This window comes from Bacteroidales bacterium (assembly GCA_035299085.1).
Classification (GTDB): domain Bacteria; phylum Bacteroidota; class Bacteroidia; order Bacteroidales; family UBA10428; genus UBA5072.
Map to the genome: position 1 here is coordinate 22,950 of DATGXG010000025.1, position 14,053 is coordinate 37,002.

13 protein-coding genes and 1 pseudogene are annotated in these 14,053 nt (G+C 33.4%); 2 read left to right on the forward strand and 12 right to left on the reverse strand.

The features are described from left to right. Window positions 1–145 precede the first annotated feature (145 nt). From VK179_07765 to VK179_07790, 6 genes are all read right to left on the reverse strand, one after another. The gene (locus tag VK179_07765; protein ID HLO58623.1) at window positions 146–1,204 is read right to left on the reverse strand and encodes a serine hydrolase domain-containing protein; all 1,059 of its coding nucleotides are present in this window, start codon (window positions 1,202–1,204) and stop codon (window positions 146–148) included. A gap of 357 nt (window positions 1,205–1,561) precedes the next feature. Continuing rightward, window positions 1,562–2,365 (reverse strand): TIGR02391 family protein, encoded by an 804-nt coding sequence (locus VK179_07770; protein HLO58624.1) that lies wholly within the window; start codon window positions 2,363–2,365, stop codon window positions 1,562–1,564. A gap of 57 nt (window positions 2,366–2,422) precedes the next feature. Next, window positions 2,423–4,522, reverse strand: a complete 2,100-nt coding sequence (locus tag VK179_07775; GenBank protein ID HLO58625.1) for a hypothetical protein — start codon at window positions 4,520–4,522, stop codon at window positions 2,423–2,425. A 170-nt stretch (window positions 4,523–4,692) separates the two neighbouring features. Then, window positions 4,693–5,943 (reverse strand): hypothetical protein, encoded by a 1,251-nt coding sequence (locus VK179_07780; GenBank protein HLO58626.1) that lies wholly within the window; start codon window positions 5,941–5,943, stop codon window positions 4,693–4,695. Window positions 5,944–6,099: 156 nt separating this feature from the next. Then, complete coding sequence (locus tag VK179_07785) at window positions 6,100–6,420, reverse strand: hypothetical protein (GenBank protein HLO58627.1); 321 nt, start codon at window positions 6,418–6,420, stop codon at window positions 6,100–6,102. Further along, a complete protein-coding gene (locus tag VK179_07790) occupies window positions 6,375–6,779 on the reverse strand; it encodes a hypothetical protein (protein ID HLO58628.1) in 405 nt (134 codons plus the stop codon). Before VK179_07790 ends, VK179_07785 begins: the two co-directional genes overlap by 46 nt. Before the next feature lie 442 nt (window positions 6,780–7,221). Here VK179_07790 and VK179_07795 point away from each other — a divergent pair, with 442 nt between their 5' ends. Both VK179_07795 and VK179_07800 read left to right on the forward strand, forming a co-directional pair. Continuing rightward, window positions 7,222–7,683 (forward strand): hypothetical protein, encoded by a 462-nt coding sequence (locus VK179_07795; GenBank protein ID HLO58629.1) that lies wholly within the window; start codon window positions 7,222–7,224, stop codon window positions 7,681–7,683. Beyond that, window positions 7,661–7,876: a helix-turn-helix transcriptional regulator gene (locus tag VK179_07800; GenBank protein ID HLO58630.1), complete on the forward strand. Its 216-nt coding sequence runs from the start codon at window positions 7,661–7,663 to the stop codon at window positions 7,874–7,876. The genes VK179_07795 and VK179_07800 overlap by 23 nt, the downstream gene beginning before the upstream one ends. A 741-nt stretch (window positions 7,877–8,617) precedes the next feature. Here VK179_07800 and VK179_07805 read toward each other — a convergent pair. From VK179_07805 to VK179_07830, 6 genes and pseudogenes are all read right to left on the reverse strand, one after another. After that, entirely contained in the window at window positions 8,618–9,604 is a 987-nt protein-coding gene (locus VK179_07805) for a 6-bladed beta-propeller (GenBank protein ID HLO58631.1), read from the reverse strand. Beyond that, window positions 9,579–9,857 carry a 6-bladed beta-propeller gene (locus tag VK179_07810; protein HLO58632.1) on the reverse strand — a complete coding sequence of 93 codons (279 nt, stop codon included), beginning with the start codon at window positions 9,855–9,857 and terminating at the stop codon, window positions 9,579–9,581. The genes VK179_07805 and VK179_07810 overlap by 26 nt, the downstream gene beginning before the upstream one ends. A gap of 143 nt (window positions 9,858–10,000) precedes the next feature. After that, window positions 10,001–11,110: a 6-bladed beta-propeller gene (locus VK179_07815; protein ID HLO58633.1), complete on the reverse strand. Its 1,110-nt coding sequence runs from the start codon at window positions 11,108–11,110 to the stop codon at window positions 10,001–10,003. A 136-nt stretch (window positions 11,111–11,246) separates the two neighbouring features. Next, window positions 11,247–11,492 (reverse strand): annotated as a pseudogene (locus VK179_07820) (BF3164 family lipoprotein). A gap of 30 nt (window positions 11,493–11,522) precedes the next feature. Beyond that, on the reverse strand, window positions 11,523–12,296 hold the full coding sequence (locus VK179_07825; GenBank protein HLO58634.1) for a BF3164 family lipoprotein: 774 nt from the start codon (window positions 12,294–12,296) through the stop codon (window positions 11,523–11,525). 155 nt (window positions 12,297–12,451) lie between these two features. Further along, the gene (locus VK179_07830; GenBank protein ID HLO58635.1) at window positions 12,452–13,564 is read right to left on the reverse strand and encodes a 6-bladed beta-propeller; all 1,113 of its coding nucleotides are present in this window, start codon (window positions 13,562–13,564) and stop codon (window positions 12,452–12,454) included. Between the last annotated feature and the right edge of the window lie 489 nt (window positions 13,565–14,053).

Genomic DNA, 14,053 nt, shown 5'->3' on the forward strand with positions numbered 1-14,053 from the left:
CCTCAGGCCGGTCCATCACCCTCACTAAACAACTTCACCTTAAACTATGATGCAAGATAGGGATTTTGTTTCAAAGTTGTTTCAGATGGTTTCAAAGTTGTTTCAAGTTGTTTCAAAGTTGTTTCAAGCGGTTGGTGAGCCTGTATTATTTAATGCGGTCAAGGATTTCTTTACCGGAATCAAAATATTCAGAAATTATTTTCTCACATACGTTGTTTCCATTTTCTCCATTGGTGAAGATTATAATTCCTTTCCGGGACTCCGGCAAAAGGAAAACTTTGGTGTTTTGCCCGCGGTTACTGCCGGAATGGTATAATAAATAACCTCCATTGCTCAGGTTTTTAATCATAAACCAACCTAAACCAACCTCAATTCCATTTGATGTCAGGGCTTGTTTTTGAATCATTTCCTTTTGTACCTCAGGGGACAAATAATTTCCTTTAAGTATGGCAATGGCGAATTTTGCATAATCTTCAACGGTTGTCAGAACCAGGTTTGAAGCATTCGCCGAATACCACCTTTCTTTTTCATAAGGTTTCCCCTCTGCATCGTATCTGTCGGCATAGAGAGTGGTATCCATTGTATCGTCCCAGTAAAACCGGGTGTCATTCATGCCCAGCGGTTTAAATAATATGGAATCCACTAATCTTTCAATAGGAATATTGAATTTGTTTTCCAATGCTTTTCGTAGATATTCGAAACCTTCACCGGAATATTTCCATTGCGTTCCCGGTTCAAAGGCAAAGGATAATTTTCCGCCGGGTTCATGACCTCTCCAGTTAGGTAATCCTGATTGGTGACTCAATACATGGCGTGTTGTCAGTTTTCTGTTTAAGGAATCGTTTGCCACATCGGGGTCAGTCCAATAATGATACAGCGGTTCATCCAGGTTCCATTGGCCGTTGCTGACTAATTTCAATGTGGTCATGGATAGCAACGGTTTGGTTAATGAAGCTATATTAAATAGCGTATTGAGCGGTGCGGGAGAATGATACTCAATACTTCCAATCATAATAGTCTGCCGGATTGTCCCATCTTCAATAATGCAGATACCCACTGTCGGCACATTTTCATTTTTCATCCAGGTTAAAATGGAATCATTGTTTGGAATGGGCAAATGCGTTGTGGAACATGCGGTAAATGTTACAAGGAGAATTATTATACCTGCGATTGAGGCAATTATATATTTTGAGTATACTTTCATTTTCATTGTCTTTATTAAAAAGACGAGGATTAGGAATAAATGATGCATGAAGAGGGGGAGACTGGGAGAAGGGGAGAGTGGAAGATGGGGAATTGGGTAGTGAAAACCTGACAGCGTCGCAGACCTGTCAGCGTTGAACGGCATGACCATAAATACTGTCAAGCCGGTCTGATGCAAGATAGGAAAATTTGTTACATATTTTTACTCTAAAAGTAACCTTAGCGAACAACAATTAAAACAAATCCTTTGCAGCTATTAACCGTTGTTTCTTCATGGCGATTAGATGTCTAGGTAGCACAAGGAATTATGCGAACAAACATTAACAAACACTCTTCCAGCAAAGATTTATAACTGCGGTTAGTACCTGCTATTATTTAATTTTTTATGTATTAATGATATTGTTGTCATAATATCTAATGCTTCATCTTCGGTTATTATCCAAATAACTTTAGGTGTGTGTGCTGTTGAATTCCTAAACATGCCAAACACTCCTTTTATTAAGTTCGAAAATCCTTTTTGTTCACTTTTTTCTGTCTCTGTTTGTAAAGAATTAATTTTGATCAATGGATTTGTTATTGATAAAGCTTTTTCCATAAGTTCAGCTCCATCAAGAGTTAGATTTGTTCTTTTTCTAATCTCTTCTGCTATACTTTTAACTGCTTCAAATACAGAATGAAAATAGTTTTCTGTTATTAATTCTGAGTTACAATATTCAAATATTTTAGGGTGGATATTTCTATTTTCAAGTTTTGTTATAAATTTATTCACACGCTGCTCCGCTTCTGATATAGTCCTTGATACTGAAACTGGGTTGAACACTCCACTCTCATTCAAATGTAATCCAATAAATGAAAGTCTTTTGTTCAACTCTGCTCGAGTAGTCTCAAACTTTTCATTTTGCCCTACGAAACGTGAAGGCCTAATAGATAGGTTTATAAATTTTAGAATACTATTTGAGTTGTGATTTTGGTTTTGATAGTTAGCAAAACTATTGTAAAGACGTTTCCATTTTGTGTTTGTTGGGTCAATGTCTGTAAGTCCAGCCTCAGGAATAAATTTTGATAGTTCTGTTCCGGTTAAACCCTGTCCAGTGTCAGCCAAAATTTTTGCTAAGGCTTCTAAAGTCCCGCTATCAATAGAATTAAAAATCTTTTTTGCCAAATTATTTTGAATTTGTAAGTTGTTTCTTGAGCTATACCAGATAGACACTAGCACGTCTTATTGGCTATTATTCTTAATTATATTTTCCATTAACATTAAAATTCGGGTAATAAACTTATCTCCTTTATCAGATAATGAATACAAATCTTTTTGTAATTGACGGCTTGCTTCAAAATCTTGTTTAATTAATCCTTTTTCATGAAGTTTATCAACTGTAGTCTTAGATGTAATAAAGCTTTTGTCAAAAGCTTTAGAAATTTTGGTAATACTAACAACTTTGTCTATTGTTTTTAGGTAATCAAGAACCTGAAATTCATAAAGAGTAATTTCTTTTAAATTTGAATCTTCAATTAGTTTCAATTTTGCTCTTATCTCTTCACTTGAAATAGAAATCTCACATCTTATATCAAATATTCCCTCTTCGATACATTCAGGACATCTCATTTTAAATTTCTTTAATGTATCTAACATTGAGTAAGGAAATTCATGACCCTTAGGACATTTAATCACTTGAGTTTTATTAAAATATTCTGTAATTAAGATATTCATATTGAACCTTGGGTGAGAAAAATACGTAAGAAGTTTTTCATTATAGGCTCTTTGGAAATTTAACCCATGCCTTTTGCACAAACCGTAATCAAAGGAGAAAATAATCGACAATCTACTATTTTTATCATAAACATTATTATATGTCGTAATAAATCCATTTAGTTCAAGATTATCAAGTAAGTTTGAAATATCTTTATTTACAGTAAAATGATTAGTTGGCTTTCCTTTAATTTTACTCCTATTTAATGAAGAAGCATTTATCTTTTGTTTTTCAACTATTTTATTTAATAATTCAAACTGATGTTCATTTGAAATCTTATCATCAAATGGTTTTGTCACAAAATGATTGGCAAGGAAATATTTCAGTGTAACATCAGAGTAATAGCGTTGAGCTGCATTTTCAATTGCTTCTCTACTTATTTTAGCATCATGAATCAAACAAGACTCATAGCAATATGATAAAATAAAACCGATTTTACGAGGATTGTTGAAAGATACACTAAAAAGCAAACTAAAAAGTTCGGTTTCATTCATAGTAAAAAATGATTCCCAATTATTATCAGGAAAGAAAATATTCAGTCTTCTTTTTAATAGCCTTTTTGTATAATCAAGGGCCAATGTTTCCATTTTAGAAATGTCAACTTCTTTTTCAAAAGTATAAAATGCATCAAAAAACTCTAATGATATTTCATCAATTTTGGAATTATCAAGTTTGCCATAGTAGAATCTATGAGGATAAACTGCTATTTTAAACTTTACAAAATCCTCTGAATTATTATTCAATGGAGCAATAAAGTAATCCATAAAGATTTTTTGAGCATTTTCATCAATTTCAGAATAATCATCTAAGAATATATAAAGATGATTTATTTCAAGAATTGTTTTTATTCGCATTAAATTATCAATCAGACACTTTTTAATATCCAAATAATTAATAAGACTTGATTCAAATTCTGTTTTTACTGAATGATTATTCTTTTTTTCGGATGAAACATCTAATTTAGGGCTCTCTGAAAGTGAAAAGCCTCCTTGTAATGTTTTTCCTCGACTATCTTCATTTGTTTGCTTAAAAGTAGTAACTAGCGAGCCGTCAACTTTCTTTATAACATCTTTAATTGAATTCTCTATTTCATTAAGCTCAATTGTTATCCTTTGTAATTGTTCATTATCAAATCCTAAAATTCTATTTAAAACAGTACTACCTATAAAATCATTTAGACGCATCTTTGTTTCTAAAATTATTTCTTTAATCAAATTACTATAAAGCAGATATTTTTGAAGCTCTGAACTTATACCATCTGCGCCTTCTGGAAGGTCTGGCGAAGAATTTTCATATAAAGTTCTAACATCTATATATATCGAAATGCATTTTTTATTAGAAATTAAATCTTTTTGTGATTTTTGAAAGATTGTAGATTTACCCGTACCTTTTCTCCCAACTAGAATGGTTGTTCGTGGTAAATTTAATTTGTTTAAAATCCCATCCTTAGGCAATAAATCTGTATAGATATCATCTATAGTTTTGTCTTCTACAAAATCTTCAATTCTTGTCTTTCTAACTAATTTTAGTGATTCGGCAAGTTTCAAAAATTGATTTTTCTCTGTCATAATTCATTTATATTTATTAAATATATTAGATTTTAAAATAATCACTAAAAATCGCCGATATATGCTGCTTCCGTTTAATCGCGTACCTATTATTGATACTAAGTGAGCTAACAATAACACTCGTATTACCTATCAATTGCGTATGACCTCATCATGTGCTTAAAACTTCTTTATTTTTTCGTAAGGGGTAAAATAGATTTTAGTAATTTTTCAAATCCATTTAAAGAAAGTTCCTCTTGATTATCATTTTTATCTTCATAAATATCATAATGATTTCCAAAGTATTTTTCAACTAATTTTGATTTTATCTCTCTTTTCTGATCATCTGTATGCATCTCTATAAATGGAGTCAATGATGCTAACTCTAGTTCTAGTTTTCGATTTATAGTTTCAAGTTTCCTGTGTTTGCTTGATTCCCTAGCAGCATATGTTGCGGGATAAGAAAGTGCAGCGGCTGCAATTATTCGAATAATGGACTTTATCCAATCATAGTTTGCTGAACTGACATCCCAAATTGCATAGATCAACAATCCAGACAAAATTGTCATAAATACAATCGCTAATATTCGCCAAAAATTAGCTTGAGTTCTATGTTGATTTGCAATATTTTGATAATTTCCTGTAACACCTACATTACCAATTACATTAACTAATTTTTTTGCTTCTTCTAGTTTTATTCTAATGTTTTCTACCATATTCGTGGTATCCTTGTCAATTTTTTGAATTTTTAATTCAACCTTGCTTTTTAAATCTTCTCTATCTTGTGCAATTTCCTTTTTAAATACATCTCGATCAGTATTTATTTCTGTTCTATAGCTTTTCCGATCATTCTCAAAATTTTGATTGGCTGTGTTTTTTATATTTTCATAATTAGTTTGGAAAGTACTTATTAAATTATTAATCTCATTTGTTTTCGAAGTTAGTATTTCAGAAATTTTATTTATCTCATTTTGTTTGCTTAATAGATTGTCCTGAATAATTTTTAATTCCTCTTTTAGCTTTATATTTTCATTTTCTACTTCAGACAGCTTTGATTTTACTATACTCTCAAAACTTAAAATACTTTTAGTGAAATTAAATTCACTTTTTGAGAATGGTAATGGCACATTTCTAATTCTAGTCAACGCTGAAATAAAATTATTTTCAGCATTATTTAAGTGTCCAATATTATTGTTGCCCAAGAAAGTATTAATTTGATTCAAACCATTCTGCATTTCAGATGAAATATTATTCAATTCTGAAATCTGTAAAAGGACAGGGATTGTAATTTTTAATCTGTCGTTGATGAATTTTACAGCCGATTGAAAGAAGTTTAATTTTTCCAATTCAATTTTTGACTTTACCTCATCTTGAGATAATCTTTCTGTTAATTGCCCAATTAATGTGAAAATTGGATGGTTTTCAAATTCTGATAGTATCATAGTAGGAGGTTTTATTAGTTTATGTTTAGTGTTTTTGTGTATGAGCCGTTGCGTTGTCAGTACTCCTTTGTGATCAAGTAAGTTTAAATGACCCAGGTAAACACATATGCGTAATAAGCAATAGCATATACATTTTGTCGCACATCATTAATTTTTTTACTTATTTTTTAGTTTAATTACTTCCATATTATTAAGGAATTCTTCCGTGTCTAGAAAATAGTTAGGAAATGCACTTTGTAATTCATTTATAGATTCTGTTGAAACTAGTACAACTTGAAAATTAGTTTTACCTGCATTTTCTCTTTCAAGTATTGTATATTCTTGATTAGCTTGTGCGAATCCTTCTAAAGGATAGCTACTAATATTTACCAATCTATTTTCAATATCTAATTTTAACAAATGATAGACATCTTTTGTACTTCTTCTTTCGATTATATGCTTTGCTGCAACATCAAAAGCACTAAGATTCGGTTCCACATTAATATAATTGTACTCATATACCGTTTTAATGAATGTGCTCTTATTCCAGCAATATCTTGCATTGTTGTCAATTGCATCTGGGGGAATCTTTTCAGTTTAGCGATAATTGAAGGACTCCTTTTTAAGCGCTGTACTACAGTTGCATTTTTATTAATTTTATTTACTTCTGAAAGAACAATATTGAAGAACTCATTTATTACTTTACCGTGAATAGTACGCCAATATGTTAAAGTATTTTCAGCTGATTCTATTTCCTCTTTTGAATGGCTTTCTTGCTCCTTAAGGATTTTACCAGCTCTTTTAATTTGAGTGCGTGTCACTATTATATTTCTTTTAATAGTGTAGTACAGACGCATTTAATTGGATGAAAAGTTCGCCTACATGTGTATAGGGACTTATTAAATGATAGTTTCCATTTCTGGTTTATTAATTTCCGGATATTACAATGCCTATCAGTCACATGATTCCCTCTATCATTTACCTGAATATCCTTCTTCGAATGGACTGGTGGTGTTGTAATTGGCATTGAAAGGTAGTAAAAAAACAGGTTCATTAGTGAAATTTTTAAATGAAAAATTTTTTTAATGGATATAAACAGGCCATAAAGGGGACTGAAAAGCGCCCTTTAGGCCTTACTTTAACACCCTCGGATAAAGTACTGGGTACTATTTAATACCGACAGGAGGTAAAAAGTAACCCTCGGTTGAAAAATATTTTTATAGTTTCCTATTTGGGTAATACACTTTTTCTATATTTGTAACCTATAGGTTACAATTAAAAACTAAAACTCACTTACCCATGACAACACCAACCATTGATCAACTCGATTCAAGGCGTTACAGCCTTTTTCTTTACATCACGGTTTGCTGGACGATTTGGTTCGGCATATTTGTGTTTAATGAACTGATAACGGATAGAAGTTTCGTTATGGACCTGATCCAGGGAATTATCGGTTCAGTATCCTTCTTTTTTTTGGTTCTTGTTTTTATTAATTATTGGAGGCTATCCAGTAAGATCAGAAACAGCCGGTTGAATGAAGCGGTAAACAATGAGTTATATGAGGTGAATAAATTCAAATCCCTGGCCAGGGGATTCTGGAGCCTTTTAATTTGTTTGGCTCTGTTCCTGGGATTGTCTTACTTCTTTACTATCTCTGCAAAACTGGTATGCATAGTTACTATTTATGCCGGGGTATTATCCACTCTGATTTCTGCTTTGATCTATAACAGGGAAGGCCATGACGACGGTATTGACCAATAGGATCAAAGAGTTCCGGACAAACCACAATATAACCCAGGAAGAACTTGCGGTGCAGGTGAAAGTCACGCGGAAAACCATCAATACAATCGAAAACGGAAGGTTTGTGCCGTCGGTTATTCTGGCCATAAAGGTGGCGAAGTATTTTGGTGTTCCGGTGGAGGAAGTGTTTTTGGTATCGGAAGAATTTGTTTGATTGGTTTCAAGGTTGTTTCAAAGTGGTTCCAAAGTTGTTTCAAAGTTGTTTCATGTTGTTTTGCATAGAGGGTGAATAAATCGTTGTGATTTATATAATCTCTCGCCCTTTCAGGGCTGATTTATGTAAAAATCACAATTACACAGGGTTCCACCCTGTACTGGAGTCTGTCGCCCTTTCAGGGCTATTTGTGAAACGAGTCACCCTGAAAGGGTGATATATACCAGCACAGGGTGGAAACCCTGTGTTAAATGAACCTATTTTACCCATCAGCCCTGAAAGGGCGCAAGATTAAGCAAAAAGTGAAACGACCTGGTTATTGACAGTTACAGTCTGAGTCTTAGGAATCCACCCAGGTAAAAAGAGCCACCAATCCTTTGCGATAAAACAATTTTATTATTTCGTTCAGACGAAGTCGGAGACTTCGCCTAGCTTTTTTGAAATACCAATAAATAAATTAACCGCAAAGAACACGAAGAGCGCGAAGAACACAAAGGGCTTAAAATGTTGTTTGAGCAGAAGGCAACTATGTTGCATCGCCCTCAAACCGAAGGTTTGAGCCTTTGTGTTCTTTGCGTAATACCGCAGGTATTCTTAAAAACATGTTGGAGCGTAGCACTGCGTATGCAGAACCACCTATGCAATTCATAGCTAACTAATCCTTTGCGATAAAATATTTTTTGATTTCGTTCAGACGAAGTCGGAGACTTCGCCCAGCGTCTTTAGGAAAATACCAAAGTACTAATATCTTATTGCAGAAATTTTTATAATAATAGGATTACCAGCTGCGTCAAAATTCTCCATTAATGTATTTAATCGGGCATGAGCCTCTTTGTCACGTATAGTGTCTTTTGCCGTTTCAAGACTCTTCATATAATCATAAAAATCAAATGCATTTACCCAGGAATACATTTCGCCTGAAATTAGTTCTATATATGAAGGCCAAAAGGGCATTCCGCCGTCAATGTCATTTATAAAGCCGAAACCGTTCTCGCCGTTTAAGAGCGTCAATGTGCATTTTTGCTTATTATATAAGGCTGCAACATTTTGATCATGCAAAATCATTATTTTACCAAACACTTTCACTAATGATTCTTTACCATAATTAAAAGGATAATGATTGTTAAAATTGAAATTCAGAAAAAGAAAAGAATCTGATTCCATTACATCAAACAGGGTAATATATTTTAAGCTGGCTTTTGAATATTCCTGCAATGTATTGTCAAAGGTTTTATATGGCATTTTATAATCACCAAGGTCTATTCTGAAATAGGGTATCGAATTCAGCGTACTGTCAATGAGATAAATTGTATCATTTACACCGTCCTTGAAAAGAAAATGACTTTTTGCCGGTACTAATTTTCCTCTTTCTGCCCCGGAATAGAAATGTTCCCGCTTTATATATGAAATCCTGTTTGATGTACTATCTATTAAAATACCCCTGTCATCAAAGTAATACAGCCTTACTTTTTCCTTTCCTGTCCGGATATTTATAATTGAGCAATACACATTTCCAAATATCGCTGTGGCATCATAATCTGCAACATCCGGGATAGAAAATGATTTTATGTACCTACCATTTGTTCCATAAACCTGGATATTTTTATTTGGTGATAAAAAGATCCACTTGTTCTCAGGATCAACTGAAACAAGTCCGACCGATGCATATTCTCCCGGACCATTCCCTTTTCTTCCTATATCATTAAAGGTAATTTCCGTATTTATCATACACTTTACAAAAATCATATCCGTAAATGATTAAGGTATCGTTTAACTCGAATAGGCCTCGTATTTCTCCCAGAAGTCCGCCACCTTCTGTTTTCAGAGGAATGTATTCAATTCTATCAGCAATTGAGGATAGAGGTATATCCTTAATGTTATGTATGTTTTTTACGAGATCGATTGTCAGCAAATTATCCTGGTGTGGGTTTGGATTGCAGGCAAGGATTGTCAGGGTCAGGAGGATGGGTAGGAGACGCACGGGTTATTTAGTTTGAAATGAAATCGTTTGAAAACGTTTGAAATCGTTTGAAAAAGAGTTTGATATTATTTCATGTGGTTTCATTTGGTTCCAAAATGGTTCAAATAGTTCCAAGGTTTATTTCAAAGTTGTTTCACAATTGTTTATTTAAACTTTATTAAGAAAACTACCGGATTACTGCTTTCACTTATATTATCAATTTTCCCTTCAATCTCATAACCTTCCTTAAAAAAGTAAAATATTCCGTTTTTCAAATCAACCGGTCTTAGCACTACTCGGCCTGTTCCATAAAGATCATCAATAAAACCGTTGATCATGTTATAAGTTATTTTATTTTCCAAGTCATGACATAAGTAATAGTGGTTGTTATTATAGAAATAATTGGCAAAAACATATTTACTGGTCCGGTAGATTTTTGATATCTCAATATTTGTGGCTTCAAGGTTTAAAAGTAACTTGTTTTCTAAAGCCAGGCGCTTTGAAAAATCTAACCTTAAAATGGGTATTAATTTAGATTTCTCAAATTTGTATAATGTGTCTCTAAGAAATTTCTCATGACATATAATTGGATAATAAAAGAAAGTGTCAGTTTTAAGAAACGAAAAATCCGCAGAGTGATTTATTTTATCTACCAGATTATTGGAAAGGATGACATTTTTTATTATTTGAGTGCTGTCTATAATTTGAAGATCACTATTGTATTTGAATAATCTGGTGTAATTTAAGAATTTACCGTCACTTAAACGGATACCTGTTTCGCGATATAAAGCCCACAAAGATTCATTCTGGAAATTCAAATATATTATATCCACATTCACATTGTTCCTTTGAATTGGAAGAGATTTTATGAGTTTTCCATTGTAATCAAACCTCAATATTGCTGAATACGTAGATAAATAAATAGTTTCAGAAATTGTATCAATTGTAACTGCATTAATAAGTTGATATTCTGCCGGACCATGCCCAATTTTCCCTATTTGCCTTAAATAATCACCTGAACAATTAAAAAGGATAACCTTTTGCCAATTATAAAACAATAAATAATCTCTTGTCTTAATCAGTTGGTAGTTCCCGTCAATCAGGCTGGAATCTGCTGTTTCTAATTTTATTAAACCCTGTTTATCAAAAAGGCTGGATAGATAAAGTTCGTGAGTTTTATCAGCATCTATTTCTATTGTATGAAGCGCAGTATTTTTTTCATACTGACACGAAAGGATACCAAAAAAAGCAAATACAATAATAATTGCTTTCATATAAAATGATCTCTATTTCTTAAGGGGTATGATCATTAAAACAGGATTTTCTTCGACATCTATACTAGCTAATTTATTTGAATCAACGCAAGCAATACAAACAGCAACAAGAGTTTGAGCATGGGATGTTTATATTTTAGTTTTCATTTGGCGATAGCAAACCACTCAAATCAAATTCATATATCTCATTTTCCCTCGTTATTAAAACAGCATAGAGTTTTTTGTTGTCCGATGATACAGTGAATGCAGTGATGGAACGATCCAGTTTGCAATCTGCAACAGGATTGCCTTGCCAATCGAATACCAGGATCTCTGTTTTTATATTTTCGAGATTTTGCATAACCTGTGTTTCTGTAAGATTAAGCCGGATCACATAGATGAATTCGTTGGTCGCATAAGGGTAAGGGAAGAATTATACCGGGTTTTCTTCGGGCCTGCCTGTGTCATATTCATTTCTGGCGATATCGTTTAAAGTAATTGTTCTGAACAATTCTCCTGGGACGTCGTATATTTTAAATTTATTGAAGTAATTATAAAAAACAGCTATTTTTTCACCACCTGGTTTTGATACATCGTATTTTCTGTATGCCTGGAATTTTTCGACATTACTATTGAAAACCAAACCATCCTCCGGGTATTGCCCGAATTTTTTGTTTATCCTGTTTGAATTCATACTGATCAGGTTGTGTTCGCAGGAGGCATCCGTGGGTAAATTATCAATCATATAAAGGGTATCATTAAGCCTCTGTAACCTGTTAAGGGGCGATTCCAGAACCGGCAGGGTTATTTCCTGCCCGATGCTTAATTTATCGTTCTGAAACGTCAACCTTTTCAGTTTTCCCCTGTCAGTCACTTCCAAATACCGACCTGTAGTGACCAGGTAATTCTCATCTATATTCTGAAACTCATCCGGGCCATTTCCTATTGTTCCATAACTGTCAAGGTATTCAAGACCAGGTAAACGGAATGCTTTAAACAGAAAATCATTGGTGTGGTCATATAGTATTAATTTATCATCCCAAATACAAAGACGGGTTGGATTTAATAACCGGCAGGAAGTGTAAACTACAGAACCTTTTAATTCTATTGCTTTTGGGAAGGAGGTTATTGTTAATGTTTTTGTTTGATCTGTTTTAGTGCAGCTCATGAAACAGAGCGTCAGCAGTGTAATGATTTTTAAGTTCATGTTATTTGATTTGGTTTGAATTGGTTTCAGATTGTTGGTGAGCCTGTCGAATCATGGTTTCATATTGTCTTAAGGGGTTGAATTAAATGCAGGCAGGGACAGGTCGCGACCTTTCCGTATGTGAGGTTATTATTTTATTTCTGTTCTAGAATGGTTCATATTTTTAATTCAACCAAAATGGGATTGTCATCATCAGATGAAGAATCAGCCATTGATTTTATAAAGTTGAAATAAGCAGATGTATCATATTGGGGATAATCCCTCAAAAATTCTCCGATCTTTTCTTCTATTTTATAAGGGTAAATATAAACAAGCAAGCAATCATCGCTAACTGTAAGGGAGAAGGTTTGAAGGAAATTAAGATCTGTAAAGGTTATGTCATTTACAATTTTGCTTCCTGCACCTGCCGGAAATGTTTTGCAAATGCTCGTGGCCAGATCATAATTACATAAGTAAATCTTTTCCTTGCTTAAATAGGGAAAAGCTATATGTTCTTTATATGATGTTATGCCGTCAAAACAAACACTATTGCCGTAATGATTATCGGCTGCATCGCCGAATATCCTAAGCAGGGATTCATATTTACCATACCCTAATGAGCCCGGGATATTTGTTAGTTTCTTGTTTTCAAAATGACCGTTTTCACTATTCAGAATTACAATATCATTAGTATATGCCATTTGATAGACAACTATTTCATTTGATATCTTAGTAAACTGCACATTCCTGCAGAGACGGTTTGTCAAATCCGGTTTTAAAAATTCACTGATAATATTTCCTTTGTAACCGGCGAATGTAAGTACAGTATTTTTACCTGATGTTTTATAAAGTATTCCATTGTTTGTACAAATAAATTGATTTGCAATAAAACTCAGATCATACTGCCCTGTATATTCACCCTTTAGATTATAAGTAAATATTTTCTTATAGGATAAAATGTAAACAGTATATCCATGAACATCAAAATCCAGGATTTGATTATACTCTTCAGGTCCGTTACCCACATTATCAATTCTGCCTGTTGCTTTGCCAGATTGATCGAAGAAAAAAACTGATTTGTAATTACTTAAAACATAAAAATTTCGATCTCTCTTAATTATTTTCACAATATTCCCCAAATGATAGCTGGTATCAAGCTTAATCAGGTTTCGATAAGTAAAAATTGAACTGAGTTTTGCAGGTCCGCTAATTCTATTTTCGTTTGCATCGATATTTAATAGAAAATGCTTTTCAGTACCGGAGCATGACCATCCGGTTAACACAGTCATTATAACGAAAAGAAAATTCTTCACCGCAAACTGCAATATGAAACGACCTTGAAACTACATAGAACTATTTTGGAACAATGGTTCGACAGGCTCACCAACCGAATGGTTCGACAGGCTCACCAACCGATGAAACCACATGAAACAATGTGAAACCACCTTGAAACAACATTAAAGTCCTGAATCACATTCCCAAAAACATCTTACCAGCAAGGACTTATGTAAATGTAATTAAAAAACGAATAAAAGTTATTTAACCGCAAAGGAATAATTAGTATAAACAGAATTTTCATTTTTACTCATGTTGCCAGGTAAGCCTGCCAGCCACAGCGTGGCGATATCTTTGTAGTAATAGCCATGTTTTGGAATTCATGAGCCACGTTAGTGGCGACATCTTAAGATTTCGCCACTAACGTGGCTCTGTGTTTTCGTGAAGCGTTATTACTACAAAGATATCGCCACTAATGTGGCTCTGAGTTTGCGGGAAACATT